Source organism: Lentzea sp. NPDC051838 (assembly GCF_040681245.1).
GTDB lineage: Bacteria > Actinomycetota > Actinomycetes > Mycobacteriales > Pseudonocardiaceae > Lentzea.
In genome coordinates this window covers 195,144-215,362 of the sequence record NZ_JBFAYI010000012.1, presented here as the reverse complement: position 1 = coordinate 215,362, position 20,219 = coordinate 195,144, and the positions used below count along the sequence as shown (strand labels likewise).

The following is a 20,219-nucleotide window of genomic DNA, read 5'->3' as shown; positions in this document are numbered from 1 at the left end:
AAAGGCAAAGATCAGCGGAAACGAGCGGCTGCGTCGAGGATTCCCCGTTCGGCAGCCTCAATCGTCTCTGGGTCGATGAACGGCTTGAGACCTCGGCCGCTCACGTAGTCGTCGAACGCCTGCTGGGTGGTCCACCGCGGCGTGAACCCGAAGTCCTTCTTCAGCAGGGTGGTGTCGACCACGCGCCCCCAGTTGAGGAACCTCATCTGGTCCGGCGAGAAGTCGACGAGCCGGGCGCTCCGGAAGAAGCCGCCGACCGTGGGCACGGCCATGCTGGGCACCGGCAGGTTCAGCCTGCCCGCCCGCCGGATGGCCTGCGACAGCAGCAGCACGCCGTCGCCTCCCACGTTGAACACACCGGGCAGGTCGTGCAGCGTCGCGCGTTCGAGGACAGCGAGGGCGTCCTCGGAGTGCAGCAGCTGCACGCGAGCGTCGTAGCCCAGGACGGTGGGCACGACCGGGAGCGCGAAGTAGCGCGTGAGGACCGTGTCGATGCGCGGCCCGATGAAGTTCGTGAAGCGCAGCGTGGTGACGTTCACGTCCGGCCTGCGGCGACCGAACCCGCGCACGTAACCCTCGACCTCGACGGCGTCCTTGGCGTAGCCGGACGACGGCAGGTCCTTCGGGCCCATGTCCTCGGTGAACACCGCCGGGTCACGCGAGGAAGACCCGTAGACGGCGCTCGTGGACTTCACGACGAGCTTCTGCACCTTGGGCGACTTCTGGCACGCGGCCAGCAGCTGCATGGTGCCGATGACGTTCATCTCCTTCATCGCCGTGCGACCGGTGGGCCCGGCCGGGTTGGCGGTGACCGAGGCGTGGACGACCGTGTCCACGTTCGCGGTGGAGATGACCTTGCTGATCAGCGGGTTGCGAATGTCCGCCCGGACGAACTCCGCCCTGCCCATCCTGCGCAGGAGGTCACGTGGCGGCGGTTCGGTGTCCACACCGAGCACGCGCTCGATGTCCGGGTTCGCGGCGAACCGCGCGGCGAGATGACCGCCGAGGAAGCGGCTGACTCCGGTGACGAGGACGACCTTGGGCGTCATGCGACTCCAAGCAGAAGGGCGTTGCGATTGGTCGATGCTACAAGCCAGATCTGAAACCGGAGGGGGCCGGAACGCCGTCTTGACGCAGGTCACGCAGGCTTTACCGGCTAATCACCCGATCGGCGGCGACCGTTCCCGTGTTTCCCGCCCGTCGTCTCACTGGGTGATATTCCGTGCGACTGCAACCACCCGGAAAACGCAACCGCCGCCGGTCCCCAAGACGGGAACCAGCGGCGGTAAGAGCGCAAGCGGGCTTACTTGCCGCGCTTCCTACGCTGAACCCTGGTCTTGCGCAGCAGCTTGCGGTGCTTCTTCTTCGACATGCGCTTGCGGCGCTTCTTGATGACCGAGCCCATGCGGGATCCTTAGCTCTAGACGTTGCTTTGACTGGCGCGCCCCAGCCTTGGCCGTGTCAAGCACGGCGCGCCGGTAAGCACGATCGGCCTACCAGTCTACCCGCTGGGGTTCGCCAGTCTTCAGCCACGTCTTCCGGCGCCGTCAGCCGGCGTCGAAGTACGCGTTCTCGAGGTAGGCGTGGACAGCCTTCTCGGGCACCCGGAACGACTTGCCGACCCGCACAGCGGGCAGCTCACCGGAGTGCACCAGGCGGTACACGGTCATCTTCGAGACCCGCATCATCGAGGCCACTTCGGCCACGGTCAGGAACTGGACCTGAGCGAGACCTGTTCGTTCGTTCTCCTTCGCAGGCATGTATCACCGCATCCTTCGACACGTGTCGTGCCGTCGGTCTTCCCCACCGACGGTTCGACACGCACGTGCTGCCTTTGAGAGTAGCGGGACTGGTGTGACTCCTGCGACGTCCAACCAGTCAGTCTTCAGGGGACGCGGGGTCCCGGTGCGGGAGCGGAGGCTCTCCGCGGCTGTTCTGAGACCGGATGCAACGTTGGGGGTCACTTCTTTGTTGGGGGTGCGAAGTCGAGGTCGAGTTGATGATCGGGAGTTGCCGATGGAGTTCACCGAGTACGTGGCAAGGCAGCGTCCCGCGCTGATGCGGTTCGCCACTGTCCTGACCTGCCGGACGTGGCTGGCAGAGGAGCTGGTGAGCGACGTGCTGGGCCGGGCGTTCGAGCGCTGGGACCGGATCTCGGGACTGGACGAGCCGCACGCCTATGTGCGGCGGATGGTCGTCAACGACTACCTGTCCTGGCGCAGAAGGCTGACCCGCACGTCCCCGCGCGCCGAGGTCGAGCCGATGGCGATCTCCGACGGCACGGACGAGCGGGCCGAGCGGGACGCGATGATCCGCCGCCTCGCCGACCTGCCCAGGAAGCAGCGGGCGGCTGTGGTCCTGCGCTACTACGCGGGCCTGTCCGACAGGGAGATCGCCACGCAACTGGGGTGCCGGGAACCGACCGTGCGGAGTCAGATCCATCGAGCGCTCAACGCCCTGCGCATCGACCTCACCGCCACCGCCCCCACCTTCCAGGAGACCTCATGAGTGACCTGCGCACCCTCCGCGACGCCTTCGCCGAGCTGGACCGGCGCGCCGACGCCGCGACCACGGGTACGGCCCCGGTCGTGCGGCCGCGACGGGTCATGCGGCTGGTACCCGTCGCGGCCACCGTCGCCGCGGTGGCCTGCCTGGTCGCGGGTGCGGTGTGGCTGGTGCCGCGCGACCCCGGCACGCAAGTCGCCGGCCCGCCGACCACCGCACCGTCGACGACCACGGGGCGCGTCTCGCTCCCCACCTCGCCGGACGACCTGATCGCCCGGTTCAGGGTGGTGCTCGGCGACACCGCGACGTTCGAGGTGACCGACAAAGGCACCGTGCCCAAGGCTTCCCCGTCCGGGCAACCGGGGTCAGAACCGGGCGTGATCAGGCTGGACGGCCCGGACGGCTACCCGTTCGCCGGCGGGACGCTGACCTCTGCGGACGTGACCGGGAGCTTCAACCTCGCGGTCCACTTCAGCGATTCCAAGCCCACGGAGTGGTGCCGCCTTGCCCGCACGAACGGCTGTGATGTCAGCACGCTGCCCGGCGGCTCCCGGCTGGTGACCGGGACCGGGCAGGAGGCTTCCGGCGCGGTGTGGCACCTGGCGTGCCTCGTGCGGCCCGACGGAATGATGGTCATCATTCGCATGGGCAACCAGGAGGACCCCGGCGGCGCTGTGCCCAACACACCGGGCGGCCGGTTCCTCGGGCCTCGGCCGCCGTTGACCCTCGACCAGCTGAAGGCGATCGTCACCTCCGACAAGTGGTGACGAGGTTCGTGATGGCCGGCTGCCTCGGTGGCCGGCCATCAGCCTTCACAACGCGTGTACTGCTCAGTCCTCGTGCTGGCGACCGAGTTCGACGGAGCGGTCGCGGGCCGACTCGATGGCGGCCAGCAGGGCCGCGCGGACGCCGTGCTTCTCCAGCTCGCGGATCGCCATGATCGTCGTTCCCGCAGGTGAGGTGACCGCCTCGCGCAGGATGACCGGGTGCGACGAGCCCTCGTTGAGCATCGTCGCGGCACCCACCGCCGACTGGATGATCAGCTGAGACGCCAGGTCGCGCGGGATCCCGAGCAGGATGCCCGCGTCGATCATCGCCTCGACCAGGAAGAAGAAGTAGGCAGGACCCGAGCCGGACAGGGCCGTCACCGCGTCCTGCTGCGACTCCGGCACGACCGCGACCTTGCCCACGGTCGAGAGCAGTTCCTCGACGACCTTGAGGTGCTCGGGCGTGGCGTTGGAGCCGCCGGACACCGCGCTCATGGCCTCGCCGACGACCATCGGCGTGTTCGGCATGACCCGCACGACCGGGGTACCGGAAGGCAGCCTGCGCTCGTACAGCGCGGTCGGCAGACCCGCGCACAACGAGACGATGAGCGTGCCCTCGCGCAACACCGGCTTCAGCTCGGTCAGCAACGGCTCGATGTCCTGCGGCTTGACCGCGACGACCAGCACGTCGGCCTTCTCGGCCGCACCGGCGACCGTGACCGCCTCGAACCCGTACTGCTCGGTGAGCGAGCGCGCACGGGCCTCGTGCTTCTCGGTGAACATCAGATCGGCGGCCGACCGGCCACCCTGCAGAAGCCCGGACAGCAGCGCCTCACCGATCTTGCCCGCGCCGAGCACCGCGATCTTCGTCATCGGTCAAGTCTCACACAGCAGGCGTGAGTGCCAACTGCCGTGCCTGACACACCAGCCGACCGGCCGCGTCGATCACCGTGGCGTCCTCGTCGAACCACTGCCCGTGCACCGCCTGGCAGGTCACGTGGATGCGCAGCCACCCCGGCGCCGGCCGCGCGCGCAGCAACGCCGTCAGCTGCACCGTCGGCGACCAGCCGAAACGACCGAGGTTGAACGTCACCGGCATCGACAGGTCGCCCGCCAGCAGCGCGAAGTACGGGTCCGGCTGCTCGTCGGTCGGCCGCGCCCACAGCTTCAGCGTCAGCGGACCGTCCGTGCGCCGGTCGAGGAAGGTCGCGCTCTCCCGGTCCACCCGCAGGTCGCACAGACTGCCGACCTTGTAGATGCCACCGGTCGGGAACGTCGCCAGCTCCACCGCACCGGGCGGCGGCGCGGCGGGCATCGACGGCAGGTTCACGTAGTCGGCGCGGTGCTCGGGGATCCGGCCCGTGGTGACACTCGCCTCGACGCACACCTGACCGCGCTGTTCGAGCGACACCGCGACGACCGTTGCCGTCCGCCCCGCCTTGCGGATGTCGGTCCTGACCAGCACCGGACCGACTTCGGGCGCGCGCAGGAACTGTGCGGAGACCGCGAGCGGATCGCCGTCCGCGACCTGCGCGGCCGCGCGCGTCATCACCGCCAGCAGGAAGCCGCCGTGGGGTTTGGGGCCGACCGTCCACTCGGCGGGCAGGGACGCGGTGAAGGTTCCGTCACCGAGCGACCGGACCGCACTGGACTTGGTGAAGGTCATGAGCGGCTGGCCAGCGACCGCAAGAAGAAAGTCACGTTGGCAGGCCGTTCTGCTAGTCGCCGCATGAGATATCCGTACCACTGCTCGCCGTAGGGGACATAAACCCGTGTGCCCAGACGCCGCTGTTCCTCGGGCCTGATGCCGTAGAGCATCTGGTACTCGAAGTCAGTTTTGTCATACCAGCGGGCCCGTTCGCCAATGATTTCGATCAACCGCGGATCGTGGGTGGCGAACATCGGGTACCCCTCGCCGGCGAGGAGAACGTTGAGGCACCGCACGTAGTTCAGGTCGACCTCGTGCGGTTCCTGGATCGCCACGTCCGCGGGCTCCGCGTACGCGCCCTTGACCAGCCGAACCCTGCTCCCGGGCCCCGCGAGCTGCTTGCAGTCGTCGAGCGTGCGGTGCAGGTACGTCTGCAGCACCGCGCCCACCCACGGCCAGCTGCGCCGCAACTCGTGCAGGATCTGCAGGGTCGAGTCGGTGGTCGTGTGGTCTTCCATGTCGAGCGTCACGGTCGTCCCGCACTGCTCGGCCGCGGCGCAGATGCGACTGGCATTCGTCAGGGCGAGCGACTCGTCGAGAGCCTGTCCAACTGCGGACAATTTGACGCTGACCTCGGCGTTGTTGGACAGCCCAGCGGCGTGCAGCGCGTCGAGCAGCTCCAGGTACGCCTGGACCGTCTTCTCCGCCTGCGCCTTGTCGGTGGTGTCCTCGCCGAGGTAGTCGAGCGTGACCGGCAGACCGAGCCCGCGCACTACCTCAACGGCGTCCGCGGTGGTCTCGCCCGCGACGAATCTTTTGACCACATCTCGGCTGATGGGCGCGTTGGCGACGAGGTGGCGGACAGTCTCGTTGCGAGACGCGGCCATGATCAACGCTCGCAGCGGGTTCACACCACGAACCCTAACTCGCCACTCGACTCACCGGTGCCCGGACTCGCGACCGGGCTTACCTCGGCAGCGACGAACGTCCCTGGCCGGAGCCACCCTCGGTCGGCCAGTCCAAGTGCAGCCGCGCGAACAGCAACGACTCCGCGAGCATTTCCCTGCGCGCGGCCGGCGTCGCGGCCCGCCGGGTGTTGACCTCCAGCACGACCTGCCCGTCGAACCCGCCGCGCGCCAGCATCTCGCACAGCTCCGCGCAAGGCTGGGTCCCGCGGCCGGGAACCATGTGCTCGTCCTTCGGCGCCCCGGACCCGTCCGCGAGATGGATGTGCCGCAGCCCGTCGCCCATGCGTTTGGCCAGCTCCAGCGCGTCCATGTGCGCGGCGGCGGAGTGCGAGAGGTCCAGCGTGTAGTTGGCGTGGCCCACGTCGGTCGGGTCGACGGACGGTTTGAACGCCGTCATCTCCACCGAACGCCCACGGCCCAACGGCCGGCGCACGGGAAACATGTTCTCGACCGCGATCGCGATCCCGCTCTCGTCCTCCAGCGACGACACGAGCTCGGCGAACCCGTCCGCGTACTTGCGCTGCCACCGGAACGGCGGGTGCAGCACGACGGTCGGCGCACCGAGGTCAGCGGCCGCCTGCACCGACTTGCGCAGGCGCTCGGCCGGGTCCGGTGACCACACCCGCTGCGAGATCAGCAGGCAGGGCGCGTGCACGGCGAGCACCGGCATGCCCGTTCGGGACGACAGGCGGTCGACGGCCCGGATGTCCTGGGACACCGGGTCGGCCCACACCATCAGCTCGACACCGTCGTAGCCCAGCTCGGACGCGATCTCGAACGCCGCTCCGGCGGGCTGCGGGTAGACCGATGCCGTGGAAAGCCCGACCGGGATGCGGGCGGTCAACTCTTCACCAGCAGCATCGCCGCTGGTGAGACGGTGACGATGAGGCCCACGAGCACGGCCAGGACGGTGGTCTGCAGGTCGTCCGCTCGGCGGATCTTGCGAACTAGCAACACCAGACCCACGGTAACCGCAAGCGCCACCACGAGTGCGGCGGCGGGTGCCGAGCGCCACAGGAAGTTGAACGCGAGCCACAGCGCCGCGCCACCGAGCACGCCGACGGCGAGCTGGCCGATCATGATCAGCCATTCCTTGCCCGGCGAGCGCTCGGGCTGCTCCTCCGGCTCCTCGGTCGCCTCGTCGGCGTCGTCGAGACCGGCGGGGCCCTCGTCTTCGTCCTCGTCCTCATCGGCGAGGTAGTCGTCCTCGGCGCGGTAGGCGGCGTACTCCTGCGAGTCGTCGTCCACGTACGGGCCGGGGTGGGCCGCGGTCGACTCCATCGGCGGCATGGCCAGGTCCGTCTGGGCGGCCATCTCCTCGTCGGAGAACCACGCGTCGGGCTGGTTGCCCGGCAACGGCTCCGGCATCTTCGGCGGAGCGGGCGGCACGATCAGCACGGACTCGGTCTCGAGTGCGGCGATCTTGTCCACCGGCGCCTTGGCCGGGATGCGCGGAAGCTGCTCGGTCATCGCCTCACGGGGAGGCATGCCCGGCTTCACGGCGGGCGTCGGCATCTGCACCGACGGCGGCACCGGCTTCGGCCGGGCGATGTTCGTGCGCGACGGGGCGGGCGGAGCGCCGGCGTCGAGGCGCGAGCTCACGTCGGGACGCTGGATGTCCGTGCGCGAGTTGGCGTCGGGGCGCGGCAGGTCCGCGCGCGACGGGGCCTCGGGGCGAGGCATGTCCTTGCGCGAGGGCGCCTCGGGACGTGCGGCCTCGGGACGGGGCAGGTCGGAGCGCGACGGCTGGTCGCGGACCTGCGGCACCTGCCTGGTCTGCTCGGCGGCAGCGGGAGGCGGCGGTGTCGCGGGAGGCCCAGGTCTGCGCACCTGCGGCGGCCCGGCGGGCGGCGCCACCGGCGGTTTCGGCTGGTAGGCCGTGCGCTCGGCGGCAGGAGGCGGCCCGGCGGGAGGCTTCGCGACGGGCGGCGCGGGAGGCTCGGGAGCCGCGCGACGGCCGGCCTGTGGCTGGTCGTCGTCGCGAATCGCCATCAACCGGCCGCTGTCGGACAGCACCCGCTCGATGATCGTCTGAGGCGCGGTCTCCGGCTGCTGGACGTCGTCCTCGTCGTCCGCGGCCCGGCGGCGTCGCCGACGTGGCGCACTCTCCGAGCTGCCCCCGTACTGGGCGAGCAGCTCAGCGACTGTGCGCTGCGTCTGGTCCGATCCGCTCTCTCGACTCATCAACTCCACCGTGCCCCGGTCTGGCCGTGACGTCCAGTATCGCTCTGGTCCGTTCCGTCAGTGTGGTCCAGCCTCCGAAGGATGACACCCTCCCGGAGTGCCCAGGGGCAAATCTCCAGCTGCGTGAGTGACAGGGCTCGCATCGTCGCCTCCGCGACCAACGCACCCGCGACGAGCTGATGCGCGCGAGAGGTGCTCACGCCTTCCAGCTCGGCCAGGTCGTGGGCCGACATCCGGGAAATGAACGCGATCAGCTGCCGCAAGCCCGCGTCGGTGAGCACGCGTCGTGCCCTGGGCCCGGCAGACGATGGCGCGGCCCCGGTGAGCCGCGCCAGTGTTCGGAAGGTTTTTGAGGTCGCAACCACCCGATCGGGTTCACCCGCGCGTTTCAGCTTCCGCGCGACGGGCGCGAGCTGCTCGGCGAGCCATTCGGTGGTCTCGCGGACCTCCGAACGCCGCGGCGGGTCCTTCTTGAACCGGGTTCTCGTCAACCGGCCCGCGCCCAGCGGCACGGAGAAGGCCATGTCGGGGTTCTCGTCACGACCGACGGCGAGCTCCAGGGAGCCACCGCCGATGTCGAGGCACAGCAGCTTGCCCGCGGACCAGCCGTACCAGCGGCGGACCGCGAGGAACGTGTACCGCGCCTCGTCCTCGCCGGAGAGGACCTTGAGGTCGACCCCGGTCTCTGTGCGCACCCGGTCGAGCACGTCGGACGAGTTGCCCGCCTCACGCACCGCCGAGGTGGCGAACGCCATGAGGTCTTCGCAGCCGGACTTCTTGGCCGACGCCTTGGCGCCGGCCACCGCGCGAACGAGCTGGTCAGCGCCTGCCTTGGTGAGCATTCCCTTGGGGTCGAGCTGCTCGGCCAGGCGCAGGATCGTCTTCTCGGACGTCATCGGAATCGGGTGGGCACCACGATGCGCGTCCACCACGAGAAGGTGGACGGTGTTGGACCCCACGTCTAGAACGCCCAGGCGCACGCCGGAAACGGTACCTGGTCGTGTCCGTCAGGACTCGAACTTGTAACCGAGACCCCTCACGGTCACCAGGTGCCGCGGGGCCGACGGGTCCGGTTCGATCTTCGACCGCAGCCGCTTGACGTGCACGTCCAGCGTCTTCGTGTCACCGACGTAGTCCGCACCCCACACCCGGTCGATCAGCTGACCGCGGGTCAGCACGCGGCCGACGTTGCGCAGCAGGTACTCGAGGAGGTCGAACTCCTTGAGCGGCAGGCTGATGTCCTGACCGCCGACGGTGACGACGTGCCGCTCCACGTCCATGCGGACCGGGCCGGCCTCGAGGATCTGCGGGAGCAGGTCCTCCGACTCGCCGCCGCGGCGCAGCACCGCGCGGATGCGGGCGATGAGCTCACGGGCCGAGTACGGCTTGGTGACGTAGTCGTCGGCGCCCAGTTCGAGGCCCACGACCTTGTCGATCTCGCTGTCGCGCGCCGTCACCATGATCACGGGCACGGCGGAGCGCTGCCGCAGCTGCTTGCAGACGTCCGTGCCGCTCATGCCCGGAAGCATCAGGTCGAGCAGGACGATGTCGGCACCGTTGCGGTCGAACTCCTCCAGCGCCTCCTGGCCGGTGGCCGCGAGCGCCGCGGTGAACCCTTCCTTGCGCAGCAGGAAGGCGAGCGGATCGGCGAAGGACTCCTCGTCCTCCACGATGAGCACCCTGGTCACAGCTCTCCTCCAGTGTCACCCGCGCCGGTGGGGACGAGGGTCGGGTTGGGTTCGGTCGCCGCGGCCGGGAGCCGCAGCGTGAAGGTGGATCCCGTTCCTGGCAGGCTCCACAGCTTCACCTCGCCGCCGTGGTTGGCGGCGACGTGCTTGACGATCGCGAGCCCGAGACCGGTGCCTCCGGTCGCGCGCGATCGAGCCTTGTCCACGCGGTAGAACCGCTCGAAAACCCGTGTCTGCTGGTCCTCGGCGATGCCGATGCCGCGGTCGGTCACGGCGATCTCGACGTGGCCGTCCACCAGCCGCCGGCTCACCGACACGGGGCTGCCGGGCGGCGAGTACGCGACGGCGTTGTCCAGCAGGTTCGTCAGCGCCGTGACCAGCAACGACCGGTCGCCCGGCACGACGAACCCGCTCGGCTCGTCGACGTTGATCGAGATGTTGACCGACTCGGCGGCGAGCTTGGACCGCGACAGCGCCTCGTTGATCACGACGTCGATCTCGGTGTCGGACAGCTCCGGCAGCTTCTCCGCGCCCTGCAGGCGGGACAGCGCGATCAGCTCGGTGACGAGCGTGCCGAGGCGGGTGGCCTCCTGCATGATCTTCGCGCTGAACCGGCGGACCTCGTCCTGGTCGTCGCTCGCGTCCAGCACGGCCTCGGCGAGCAGCGCGAGAGCACCGACCGGGGTCTTGAGCTCGTGGCTCACGTTGGCCACGAAGTCGCGACGGGTCTTCTCCAGCCGCACGGCCTCGGACTCGTCGCTCGCGTCGACGACCGTGAAGCCCTCGGTGAGCAGCCGGACCTCGGCGTGCACGGCGGCGGGCTGCCGGCCCTTGGTCCCCTCGGCGGGCGAGAGGTCGACGTAGACGATCTCGTTGCTGTTGCGGACGGCCTCGGCGGCCTTGCGCGCGCGGTCGTCGACGCGGTTGTTGCGGACGACCCCGAGCTCTTCGGCTCTCGGGTTGTGCAGCACGACGTCGCCGAAGTGGTTCAGCACCACGATGCCGTCGTGGGAGTCCTGGACGATCCGCTGCATCAGGTCGGCGACCGTCAGGCCTTCCGGCTTGCGGGGTTGCCTGGGAGCGGTGAACCGGCCGATGAGGAAAGCGGCAATCACGCCGATGAGCGCGAGGCCGATCGACACAGCGAGGTAACCCGTTGTGGTCACAAGGCGAATGGTAAGCAGCTCAGAGGTGTCCTGGCCTAGTGCGGAAGCGTGAACCGTGATACCCGCGACACCTCAGTGGACGGTTGTTCCCGCCCTGGTCAGACCGTGTTCACCTAACCGTGTCCTGAGACGCGAAAAGGCGCACCTGAACACCAGGTGCGCCTTTCTCACAATGCGGTCAGCGACCCTGGTTCGCCACCGCCGCGATGGCGTCCTTCGCGGCGTCCGGGTCCAGGTATTCGCCGCCCGGCTTGAGGGGGTTCAGGTCCTCGTCGAGGTCGTAGCGCAGCGGGATGCCCGTGGGGATGTTCAAGCCCGCGATGGCCTCGTCCGAGATGCCGTCGAGGTGCTTGACCAACGCCCGCAGCGAGTTGCCGTGCGCGGCCACGAGAACGGTCTTGCCGGTGCGCAGGTCCGGCACGATCGACGACTCCCAGTACGGGATCATCCGCTTCACGACGTCCAGCAGGCACTCGGTCAGCGGCAGGTCGGGGCCGAGGTCCGCGTAGCGCGGGTCGGTGTCCTGGGAGTACTCGCTGCCAGGCTCGATGGGCGGCGGCGGGGTGTCGTAGGAGCGGCGCCAGAGCATGAACTGCTCCTCGCCGAACTCCTCCAGCGTCTGCTTCTTGTTCTTGCCCTGCAACGCGCCGTAGTGGCGTTCGTTGAGGCGCCAGTCGCGGCGGACCGGGATCCAGTGCCGGTCGGCGGCGTCGAGCGCCAGGTTGGCCGTCATGATCGCCCGGCGCATGAGGCTGGTGTGCAGGATCTCCGGCAGCACACCGGCTTCCTTGAGAAGGATTCCGCCGCGACGGGCCTCCTTCTCGCCCTTCTCCGACAGGGGAACGTCCACCCATCCGGTGAACAGGTTCTCCGCGTTCCACGTGCTCTCGCCGTGGCGGAGCAGCACCAAGGTTCCGACAGACATGGCAGCTAGCCTGCCATGCCGACCCTCCTGCCGTACCCGGGGCGGTCACCGTGATCCACGCCATGGGACTCGTCGGTGTAGACGTGGATCTCCAGGCCGTCCGGGTCGTTGAAGACGAGCAGCCAGCCGATGCTCGCCTCGATCTCGGGCGAGTGCTCGATGCCGAGCGCGTCGAGGTGCTCGATCCACTCGCTCAGGTCTTTTCTGGACTCGACGGCCCAGTTGACCGGGTCGAAGCCCGCGATCGCCTTCGCCGTTTCCGGGTTGAGCCGGAGGCTGAGGCCCGCGGCCCCGTCGCTCACGTAGCCCGACACGCCGCGGACGACCTCGTCGGCGTCGGCGAACTCCCACTCGACCCGGAAGCCGAAGACCTGGCCGTACCAGTCGACGCTCCTGGCGAGGTCGGTCACCGGGATCTTCACGCCTCTGATGCCTCTGAGCTGCGGCATTGTGGACTCCTCATTTTGGGTGCAGACACCATGCAACGAATGCGGCTAGACTGCGCTCGATGAGTGAGGAAGTCAAGCGTTCGTACAGCTCACCGCTGCGGGAGCAGGCGGCGGCCTCGACGCGCCTGCTGGTGCGGGACGCGGGCCACCGGCTGTTCACGCGGGACGGGTTCGTGGCGACGTCGATGCGCAAGATCGCCGCCGAGGCAGGCGTGTCCGAGCGGACCGTGTACACGCACTACCGGAACAAGGTCGAGATCTTCCAGGACGCGCTGAACGTGGCGATCGCGGGCGACGAGCAGCCCGTGGCGATGCGGGATCGGCCGGAGTTCGCGGCGGTGCTCTCGGCCTCCGCGGCAGGCCAGATGATCGTGGAGATGGTGCGGCGCAACGGGGTCGTGCTGGAGCGGGCCGGCGCTCTGATCATGGCCGGGATCGAGTCGTCCGGTGCCGACGCGGACATGCGGCGGATCTCGGACGAGGGCGAGGCGGCGATGCGCGCGAACTGCCTGGCGCTCGCGGAGGCGTTGGTCGGCACGGGCGAGGTGCTGCCGTCGTTCGACGTCGAGGCCGTGGCGGACGTGCTGGTGACGATGCTGTCGCCGCACGTGCACCAGGTGCTGGGCTGGCCAGCCGATCGCTACCGCGACTGGCTGGCCGCCACCTTGCGGAAGACGCTGCTCAGTCCTGGTACATGAACCAGACGCCGGCCCCGCCCAACGGCGACGGGTTGTACTCGCAGCGGAGCTTCACCGGATGGCCGGAACCGACGCCCTGCACCATCCGGCGAGCCGCCTCCGTGTTGCACGCCTTCTGGTTCGGGTACACCCCGACGACATCCGAGGCGAAAGCGGTCGCGCTCAGCCCCAGCACCAGTCCGGCCGCGACGGCGACAGTTGTTGCGACACGTGCGAATCCCCGACTCATCGAAACCCCTTCAACCGGTTGATCTTGCGTGAGATCGACCGTAGGGACGCGATCACCAGCCGCGGGCGCTCAGTGGCGAGAAGGGCATCGAACGTGGCCCAGGCGTGCCGCTGACGCCTGACCTCCCCTCGGCAAACCCTTCCAGCCTGCAGGAATCAGGACTCCAGCTCCTCCAGAACGTCCGCGGCGTCGCTGTTGCCCGCGTCGGCCAGGCGGCGCAGCTCGTCCAGATCACCGCGCTCCCCGGCCAGTTCCACGAGGACGTCCTCCGCGTCGGACGAACCGGCGGCGGCAAGCCTGCGCAGCGTGTCGAGGTCACCGCTCGCCGCGGCATCTTCGACCAGCTGATCCACGTCTTCCACGTTCCGCTCCTCACGCCGAGAGGCCCCGGCGGCATCCTGCCGAGGCCTCTCGAACGCTGCATCTCAGGCCTGTTCGCGGGCCCTCAGGTCCTTGCGCAGGATCTTGCCCGCGGCCGACTTCGGGATCGCCTCGATGAACTCCACCACGCGCACCTTCTTGTGCGGCGCCACGTGCGCGGCGACGAACTCCATCACCGCGTCGGCGGCCAGGGACGATCCGGCCTGCAGCACGACGAAGGCCTTCGGGACCTCCTCGCCGTCCGCGTCCTTCACGCCGATGACCGCCGCGTCGGCGATCTCCTCGTGGGTGAGGAGAACGGCTTCGAGCTCGGCCGGCGGGACCTGGTAGCCCTTGTACTTGATGAGTTCCTTGACGCGGTCGACGATCGAGACGATGCCGTCGGCGTCGATCACGGCCACGTCGCCGGTGTGCAGCCAGCCCTCGTCGTCGATGGTGGCGGCGGTGGCGTCGGCGTTGTTCAGGTAGCCCTTCATGATGTTCGGGCCCTTGCACCAGAGCTCGCCGCGCTCGCCGACGCCGACGTCCTCTCCGGTGGCCGGGTCGACCAGGCGGCACTCCAGGTTGGGGATGATCACGCCGACGGTGCCGATCGAGATGTCCTCGCGGCCGTCCGGGATGGCGTGGCTGACCGGCGACATCTCGGTCATGCCGTAGCCCTGCGCGATCTTGCAGCCGATGCGCTTCTTCACCGCGTCGGCGAGGTCCTCGTCCAGCGGGGCGGCGCCGGAGAAGAGCATCTTCATCGCGGACAGGTCGTACTGGTCGACGATCGGGTGCTTGGCCAGGGCGACGGCGACCGGCGGCGCGATGTAGACGCGGTCGGTCTTGTGCTCGGCGATGACGCGCAGGAACTCCGGCAGCTCGAACTTCGGCAGCGTCACGACGACACCGCCGATGTAGAGGCCGTTGTTCATCAACACCTGCATGCCATAAATGTGGAAGAACGGCAGAACCGCAAGAATTCGTGTGTGCGGGCCCACGTCCGAAAGAATTGGGCCGCATTGCACGAGATTCGCCACCAGATTGCGGTGGGTCAGCATCACACCCTTGGGCAGCGCGGTCGTGCCCGACGAGTACGGCAGCACCGCGATGTCCTCGGCCGGGTTGATCTCGACCGACGGCACCGGGTGGTCGTTCGCGAGCAGCTCACCCAACGACGGGTAGCCCTCCGCCTTGTCCAGCACGACGACGTCCGTGACGCCGGCCTTCGCGGCGCCCGGAGCGGCGTTCGGCAGCAGCACGGACACCGTGAACAGCATCTTCGCGCCCGCGTCGTGCAGCTGGTGCGCGACCTCGTCCGGCGTGTAGAGCGCGTTGATCGTGGTCGCGGTGGCTCCCGCGCGCAGGATGCCGTGGAACACGACGGCGTAGTACGGCGTGTTCGGGCTGAGAATGCCGACCACGTCGCCCTTGCCGATGCCGCGCGCGGCCAGTGCGGCGGCCAGGCGGTCGATGGCCCCGGCGAGCTGCCCGTACGTGAGCTCGGCGCCGGACATGCCGTCGATCAGCGCAACCCGGTCCGCACGGTCGGCGATGTCGCCGAACAACAGCTGGTGCAGCGACACGTCAGGGATCTCGACATCGGGGAACGGACTGCGAAAGACCATGCGGCGACCTCATTCACTCGCTGTACACCCAGCCTGTGGGCTCATCGTGATCCAGCCCACTGAACAGGTCAAGGACCGCTCGATCGCTACAGATACGTTACTTAGCGCGTCTAAATACACTCGAATGGAGTAATACAAGCACTTGTGAACGCAATGATGTATCTGAGAAGTTGATACCGCCTCCGCGAGTCGGCTCCCACGCTTACTCGACGAGCGCGAGGCACCGAACGCGGTTCGTCATCCCCCGTCGAATCGCGTGGCCCGCTTGGGATCCGGAGGCTCCCCCCGTCCACGGATCCACTGCAGCGGGGACCTTTGACGCGGGACGGCTCGATGCGACTCCCCCTCTCTCCCGAGCCGTTCCGCGCATCACAAAGGACCACTCTCAGTAGAACTTGATCACGCGGCTTCCGTCGATCGGGTGACACGCTTCCGGCGCCGCAGCACGTAGATCACGCCCGCCGCGGGCAGCGCGAGCACCAGCACGAACGGCAGCACCGCGCCGATCACCACGGTGATTCCCCTGAGCACCTCGACCACCGCGTTCCACCCGGCGACGAACGCCGAACCGAACCCGGCCTCGACCGGCGCCGGCGGTGCGATCGGAACAGTGCTGACCTGCACGGTCAACGTCGCCAGAGCCACCTTGCCCTTCAACGACTCCGCGCGTCGCTGCATCGACTCCAGCTCGGACTGCCGCTTCGTCAGCTCGCCCTCGATCTGCGCGATCTCCGCCGTCGTCGCGGCCCGCTCGAACAGCACCCGCATCCGGTCCACGCTGGCCTTCTGCGTCGCGATCCGCGCCTCGGTGTCGACCAGCTGGTCCGTGACGTCCTCGCTGCGAATCTCGCTGCGGGTGACCTCACCGACCTGCTTCAGGCCGTCCACGACCTTGTCCAACTCAGCCGACGGCACGCGCACGGTCACCGACCCGCGTTCCTTCGTCGAGTTCTCCTGCCCCGCGAACCCGCCGGCGCCCTGAGCCCTGTCCTTCACATCGCCGATGGCCTTCAGCACGTCGTCGCTGCGCAGGTCGACGGTCGCCGTGCGCACCAGCTGACGTTCCTGCTGCTGCACCGGCTGCACGGCCGCCGGCGCGTTCTCCTGCCCCGGCTTCTGCTGCGGCGCCACCTTCTCCTGCGCCACCTGCGGGGCGGCGTTGTCCATCGCCGCCGACCCGCCCGACTCGTTCGCCGCGCCACACCCCGTGGAAACCAGGGCCAGCAACGCGACTCCCACCCAAAGCACTGGCTTACCCATGCCGGTCTGACGGTGCCGGGCGGACCGGGAGTTGCCGTGTATATCCGAACTAGTCCGAAACGAGATGTTGGAAGGCCTGCAGGTTCGCGAGCGACTCGCCGCGAGACAGCCGCCAGGCCCACTCGCGCCGGATCGCGTCGGCGAACCCGATCTCCAGCAACGGGTTGAAGTCGCCGTCCGCGGCCTCCAGCACCTGCCCGAGCACGCGGTCCAGCTCGTCCGCGGTCACCGCGTGCTTGCCGACCCGTCCGACCAGGTAGATGTCACCCTCGGCGTCGATCGTGTAGTGCACGCCGTAGAGCCGGGCGTTGCGGCGCAGCAGGAACCGGTAGACGTCCTCGAACGACTGGTCCGGACGCCGGCACACGAACGCCTCGACGACCAGCGCGTGCGCCGTCTCCATCAGCCAGACGTTGGTCTGCAGCTTCTTGGTGCCCGGCAGCGTCACGAAGAACTTGCCGGGCTCCCGACGGTCGTACTTCAGCTCGCGCTCGTCCAAGAAGGACTTGATCACGCTGTCCAGACTCAAGCGAAAACCTCCCGGCGGAACACTTCTGCCGCCTCTTGATACCCCGCCAGCAGGGCGTCGGTCGTGCGGTCCCAGGAAAAGCGTCGCGCATGCCCCACGGCGTTGCTCGCCAGGTGCTCCCTCTGCGGCAACGCGAGCCCGCCGATCGCCGCTGCCCACTCGCCCGGCTCGTGGCCGTGCACGAGCACTCCGGACACCCCGTGGTTGACCGCCACCGGCAACCCGCCGACCGCCGCCGCGACCACGGGCGTCCCGCAGGCCTGGGCTTCCAGCGCCACCAGCCCGAACGACTCGTTGTAGCTCGGCACCGCCACCAGGTCGGCAGCGCGGTAGACCTCGGCCAGCGTCGGTCCCGGCTGCGGCGGCAGGAACCGCACCACGTCCGTGATCCCCAGCTGCACGGCCAGCTCTTCCAGCGCCTTCGGGCGTTCCGTGCCGCTGCCCGACGGTCCGCCGACGATCAGCACGACCAGCTTCGACCGCAGTCCCGGATCGCGGACCAGCATCTCGGCGGCCGCGCGCAGCAGCACGTCGGGCGCCTTCAACGGCTGGATCCGGCCCACGAACGCCAGCACGATCGCGTCCTGCGGGATCCCGAACCGCTGCCGCGCGTGGCGCTGATCACCCGGCGTGAAGCGGTCGAGGTCCACACCTGGCGGCACCACGGCGACCTTCGAGGCGTCCGCGTCGTAGAGCTTGATCAGCTCGCTGGCCTCGATGTCGGTGTTGGCGACGAGCCGATCCGACTCGGTGACGACCTGCTCCTCGCCGATCACGCGCATCCGCGGCTCCGGCGCGTCCCCCTCGGCCAGCGCCAGGTTCTTGACCTTGGCCAGCGTGTGGGCGGTGTGCACGAGCGGCACGCCCCAGCGTTCGCGCGCGATCCAGCCGACCTGCCCGGACAGCCAGTAGTGCGAGTGGATGGCGTCGTAGTAGCCGGGCTCGTGGCGGGCCTCGGCGCGCAGGACGCCGGCCGAGAACGCGCAGAGCTGGCCCGGCAGCTCCTCCTTACCCAGGCCCTCGAACGGCCCGGCAGCGATGTGCCGGACGTGCACGCCCGGCGCGAGCTCCGCGACGGGCGGCAGCTCCGACGACGTGGCGCGGGTGAAGATCTCCACCTCGACGCCGCGCTGAGCCATCCGCGTGGCCGTTTGCACGATGTAGACGTTCATGCCGCCCGCGTCACCCGTCCCCGGCTGCTCCAGCGGCGACGTGTGGACGGAGAGCACGGCGACCCGCTTCACCGGGCCACCCGCTTCAGGTCTTGGGCGAACTGGGCGGGCTGCTCCAGGAAGGGCGCGTGCGCGGTGTCGGGGTACAGGCTCAACTCGGCTCCGGGGATCAGGGCGGCGGAGTACTCGGCGGCGGCAGGGGCGACCACCTCGTCTTGAGTTCCGTGCACCACGAGGGTCGGCACGTCGACGGCGGTCAACACGTCAGCGCTGCCCACATCCCTGCGGAACAGCTCACCTCGCACTTTATGGCTCACCGAGGTCGCGGAGGCTGTGAGTTCGGCGACCGTCTCAGCAGGTAGCGCGGGTGCCATGGCCCGGCAGAACTCCGCCAGCACCTCGTCGTCCGTGATGGCCGCGGGCAGTGCGGCACGCATCACGGGGCCGGTCTCGCCGCCGGGGCGTCCTCGGCCGATCTCGGTGATAGCGCTCACGAACACCAGCGCGGTGATGTTCGCGGTGCCGTGGAGGCGGAGGTAGTCGGTGATGACGAGCCCGCCGTAGGACCATCCGACGACGGTCGCGGGCCCGGTGTATTCCAGAACGGCGTGGAGGTCCGCGGCCCACTGAGAAGAGTCGCGGTAGTCGCCGAAGTCGTCGGACTCGCCGTGTCCTCGCAGGTCGACGGCGTAGGTCCGGAAGTCGGGCAGGTCCCAGACCGCCCCTGTCTGCGCCCAGCCGTGGATCAGCACCACCGGCGGCGCGTCTGACGGTCCTGCCTCACGGACGGCCAGTCGTCCCCCGCCGGCCGCCGTCACGTGTGTCAAGTGCACACATGTACAAACGACCAGGTCGGGGGACGCATTCCCGGTGGTCCTACTTCACAGCGGACTTGCTCTTCCACTGCTCCCACGGGATCTGCCAGTCGTACCAGTCGAACTGCGCCGGCAGCGTCGTGATGGAGCCGGTGACCTCGACCGGGTCGCCGATCATCGCCGAGTCGTAGTACGCCTTGGCGTCGGCTTCCAGCAGGTTCGCGCAGCCGTGCGAGGTGTTGTTCTTGCCGATGTTGCCCGCGTTGTCGTTGTTCTCGTGGATGAACTCGCCGTGGTTCGAGAACCGGACGGCCCACTTCTTGACGACGTTGGTGTAGCCGTAGCGCGGGTTGTCGAACGAGAACGTGTCGTTCTTCGACATGACCACGAACGTGCCGTTGGGCGTGGTCAGCTCTGGGTCGGCGTCCTTGCCGAACGACGCCGGGTACGAGGCGACCTGCTGGCCGTCGCGCATGACCACGAGCTGGTGCGTCGGGTTGTTGATCACTACGACCTGGTTGCGACCGATCTGGAAGTCGCTGGTCACGTCGGCCTTGCCGAACGCGCCGCCGCCGTAGTTGACGCCGTAGAGCTTGGCCTCGACCTTGATGGTCGTGTTGGCGGGCCAGTACTTCTCCGGCCGGTAGTGCACTTCCTGGTCGTTCAGCCAGGCCCAGGTGCCGGTGATGTTCGCCGAGTTGGTGACCTTGAGGGCCTTCTCGACGGTCGCCTTGTCCTGGACCGGCGCCTCGAACTTGACCATGATCGGCGCCGCGACGCCGACCGTCTGGCCGTCACCCGGCCAGAGCGTCGCGCGGGTCTGCGAACCGGGCGCGACGGTCGTGAACGAGCCCTTGAGCTCGACCGGCCTGCCGTCCTTGCCGACGGCCTTGCCGGAGTAGCTGTACGTCTTGCCGTAGCCCAGCGGCTCGGCGGTGGTCCAGCCCGACTTGTCCTCGGTGAGGGTGCCCTTGACGTCCTTGCCCTCGGGCGACTTCACCGAGACGGACTCGAGCGTGCCGTCCACCACGGTGACCTGGACCGGGGTCGTGACCTGCACGTCCTTGGTTCCGTCGACCGGCGACAGGGTGACCTTCGCGGATGGTTGCGAAGTGTCCGCCTTGGGCGAGCCTGCCTCGACACTCGAGCAGCCGGTCAGCAGCGTCAGTCCGGCGACCAGCGCGACAAGTGTTCTCTTCACGGTTTCGACCTCCCACCATGGTGG

General features: G+C 68.9%; 24 protein-coding genes. 3 read left to right on the top strand and 21 right to left on the bottom strand.

What is annotated here, in order from left to right; translation table 11 throughout:
• Positions 1-11: 11 nt before the first annotated feature.
• The 3 genes from AB0M24_RS25820 to AB0M24_RS25810 all read right to left on the bottom strand — a co-directional run bounded on the left by AB0M24_RS25820 (position 12) and on the right by AB0M24_RS25810 (position 1,760).
• Positions 12-1,049 (bottom strand): NAD-dependent epimerase/dehydratase family protein, encoded by a 1,038-nt coding sequence (locus AB0M24_RS25820; RefSeq protein ID WP_363772774.1) that lies wholly within the window; start codon positions 1,047-1,049, stop codon positions 12-14.
• A gap of 254 nt (positions 1,050-1,303) precedes the next feature.
• On the bottom strand, positions 1,304-1,405 hold the full coding sequence (locus AB0M24_RS25815; protein ID WP_015105422.1) for an AURKAIP1/COX24 domain-containing protein: 102 nt from the start codon (positions 1,403-1,405) through the stop codon (positions 1,304-1,306).
• A 142-nt stretch (positions 1,406-1,547) separates the two neighbouring features.
• On the bottom strand, positions 1,548-1,760 hold the full coding sequence (locus tag AB0M24_RS25810) for a helix-turn-helix domain-containing protein (protein ID WP_030477960.1): 213 nt from the start codon (positions 1,758-1,760) through the stop codon (positions 1,548-1,550).
• 250 nt (positions 1,761-2,010) lie between these two features.
• Between AB0M24_RS25810 and AB0M24_RS25805 the strand changes: the two genes are divergently transcribed.
• Positions 2,011-2,508, top strand: a complete 498-nt coding sequence (locus tag AB0M24_RS25805; protein ID WP_363772770.1) for a SigE family RNA polymerase sigma factor — start codon at positions 2,011-2,013, stop codon at positions 2,506-2,508.
• Complete coding sequence (locus AB0M24_RS25800) at positions 2,505-3,272, top strand: hypothetical protein (protein WP_363772767.1); 768 nt, start codon at positions 2,505-2,507, stop codon at positions 3,270-3,272. Before AB0M24_RS25805 ends, AB0M24_RS25800 begins: the two co-directional genes overlap by 4 nt.
• 63 nt (positions 3,273-3,335) lie before the next feature.
• Here the strand turns inward: AB0M24_RS25800 and proC are convergent, their stop codons facing one another.
• The 10 genes from proC to AB0M24_RS25750 all read right to left on the bottom strand — a co-directional run bounded on the left by proC (position 3,336) and on the right by AB0M24_RS25750 (position 12,300).
• The gene (gene proC / locus AB0M24_RS25795; protein WP_363772764.1) at positions 3,336-4,145 is read right to left on the bottom strand and encodes a pyrroline-5-carboxylate reductase; all 810 of its coding nucleotides are present in this window, start codon (positions 4,143-4,145) and stop codon (positions 3,336-3,338) included.
• 10 nt (positions 4,146-4,155) lie between these two features.
• Positions 4,156-4,938, bottom strand: coding sequence for a thioesterase family protein (locus tag AB0M24_RS25790; RefSeq protein ID WP_363772761.1), 783 nt, complete (start codon positions 4,936-4,938; stop codon positions 4,156-4,158).
• A complete protein-coding gene (locus AB0M24_RS25785; RefSeq protein ID WP_363772758.1) occupies positions 4,935-5,831 on the bottom strand; it encodes a proline dehydrogenase family protein in 897 nt (298 codons plus the stop codon). Before AB0M24_RS25785 ends, AB0M24_RS25790 begins: the two co-directional genes overlap by 4 nt.
• Positions 5,832-5,886: 55 nt before the next feature.
• Positions 5,887-6,732, bottom strand: coding sequence for a sugar phosphate isomerase/epimerase family protein (locus AB0M24_RS25780; RefSeq protein WP_363772755.1), 846 nt, complete (start codon positions 6,730-6,732; stop codon positions 5,887-5,889).
• The gene (locus tag AB0M24_RS25775) at positions 6,729-8,072 is read right to left on the bottom strand and encodes a hypothetical protein (RefSeq protein ID WP_363772752.1); all 1,344 of its coding nucleotides are present in this window, start codon (positions 8,070-8,072) and stop codon (positions 6,729-6,731) included. The genes AB0M24_RS25780 and AB0M24_RS25775 overlap by 4 nt, the downstream gene beginning before the upstream one ends.
• Positions 8,072-9,052 carry a Ppx/GppA phosphatase family protein gene (locus AB0M24_RS25770; protein WP_363772749.1) on the bottom strand — a complete coding sequence of 327 codons (981 nt, stop codon included), beginning with the start codon at positions 9,050-9,052 and terminating at the stop codon, positions 8,072-8,074. Before AB0M24_RS25770 ends, AB0M24_RS25775 begins: the two co-directional genes overlap by 1 nt.
• Positions 9,053-9,079: 27 nt before the next feature.
• Positions 9,080-9,760, bottom strand: a complete 681-nt coding sequence (locus tag AB0M24_RS25765; protein WP_053737067.1) for a response regulator transcription factor — start codon at positions 9,758-9,760, stop codon at positions 9,080-9,082.
• Positions 9,757-10,926, bottom strand: coding sequence for an ATP-binding protein (locus tag AB0M24_RS25760; RefSeq protein ID WP_363772746.1), 1,170 nt, complete (start codon positions 10,924-10,926; stop codon positions 9,757-9,759). Before AB0M24_RS25760 ends, AB0M24_RS25765 begins: the two co-directional genes overlap by 4 nt.
• A gap of 178 nt (positions 10,927-11,104) precedes the next feature.
• Positions 11,105-11,851: a phosphoglyceromutase gene (locus AB0M24_RS25755; RefSeq protein ID WP_363772743.1), complete on the bottom strand. Its 747-nt coding sequence runs from the start codon at positions 11,849-11,851 to the stop codon at positions 11,105-11,107.
• 5 nt (positions 11,852-11,856) lie between these two features.
• Complete coding sequence (locus AB0M24_RS25750; RefSeq protein ID WP_363772740.1) at positions 11,857-12,300, bottom strand: VOC family protein; 444 nt, start codon at positions 12,298-12,300, stop codon at positions 11,857-11,859.
• A 59-nt stretch (positions 12,301-12,359) separates the two neighbouring features.
• On the opposite strand from AB0M24_RS25750, the gene AB0M24_RS25745 reads away from it, so the two are divergent.
• On the top strand, positions 12,360-12,998 hold the full coding sequence (locus tag AB0M24_RS25745; RefSeq protein WP_363772737.1) for a helix-turn-helix domain-containing protein: 639 nt from the start codon (positions 12,360-12,362) through the stop codon (positions 12,996-12,998).
• Here AB0M24_RS25745 and AB0M24_RS25740 read toward each other — a convergent pair.
• The 8 genes from AB0M24_RS25740 to AB0M24_RS25705 all read right to left on the bottom strand — a co-directional run bounded on the left by AB0M24_RS25740 (position 12,982) and on the right by AB0M24_RS25705 (position 20,195).
• Positions 12,982-13,227: a hypothetical protein gene (locus AB0M24_RS25740; protein ID WP_363772735.1), complete on the bottom strand. Its 246-nt coding sequence runs from the start codon at positions 13,225-13,227 to the stop codon at positions 12,982-12,984. The genes AB0M24_RS25745 and AB0M24_RS25740 overlap by 17 nt on opposite strands.
• Before the next feature lie 155 nt (positions 13,228-13,382).
• Entirely contained in the window at positions 13,383-13,589 is a 207-nt protein-coding gene (locus tag AB0M24_RS25735) for a hypothetical protein (protein ID WP_363772732.1), read from the bottom strand.
• Positions 13,590-13,652: 63 nt separating this feature from the next.
• Positions 13,653-15,218, bottom strand: a complete 1,566-nt coding sequence (locus AB0M24_RS25730) for an AMP-binding protein (protein ID WP_363772729.1) — start codon at positions 15,216-15,218, stop codon at positions 13,653-13,655.
• Positions 15,219-15,617: 399 nt separating this feature from the next.
• Positions 15,618-16,478 (bottom strand): DUF4349 domain-containing protein, encoded by an 861-nt coding sequence (locus AB0M24_RS25725; RefSeq protein WP_363772726.1) that lies wholly within the window; start codon positions 16,476-16,478, stop codon positions 15,618-15,620.
• A 49-nt stretch (positions 16,479-16,527) separates the two neighbouring features.
• Positions 16,528-17,007 carry a YbjN domain-containing protein gene (locus AB0M24_RS25720; RefSeq protein WP_363772723.1) on the bottom strand — a complete coding sequence of 160 codons (480 nt, stop codon included), beginning with the start codon at positions 17,005-17,007 and terminating at the stop codon, positions 16,528-16,530.
• The gene (mshA, locus tag AB0M24_RS25715; RefSeq protein ID WP_363772720.1) at positions 17,004-18,251 is read right to left on the bottom strand and encodes a D-inositol-3-phosphate glycosyltransferase; all 1,248 of its coding nucleotides are present in this window, start codon (positions 18,249-18,251) and stop codon (positions 17,004-17,006) included. The genes AB0M24_RS25720 and mshA overlap by 4 nt, the downstream gene beginning before the upstream one ends.
• Entirely contained in the window at positions 18,248-19,012 is a 765-nt protein-coding gene (locus tag AB0M24_RS25710; protein ID WP_363772717.1) for an alpha/beta hydrolase, read from the bottom strand. Before AB0M24_RS25710 ends, mshA begins: the two co-directional genes overlap by 4 nt.
• A gap of 43 nt (positions 19,013-19,055) precedes the next feature.
• Entirely contained in the window at positions 19,056-20,195 is a 1,140-nt protein-coding gene (locus tag AB0M24_RS25705) for an Ig-like domain-containing protein (protein ID WP_363772714.1), read from the bottom strand.
• Between the last annotated feature and the right edge of the window lie 24 nt (positions 20,196-20,219).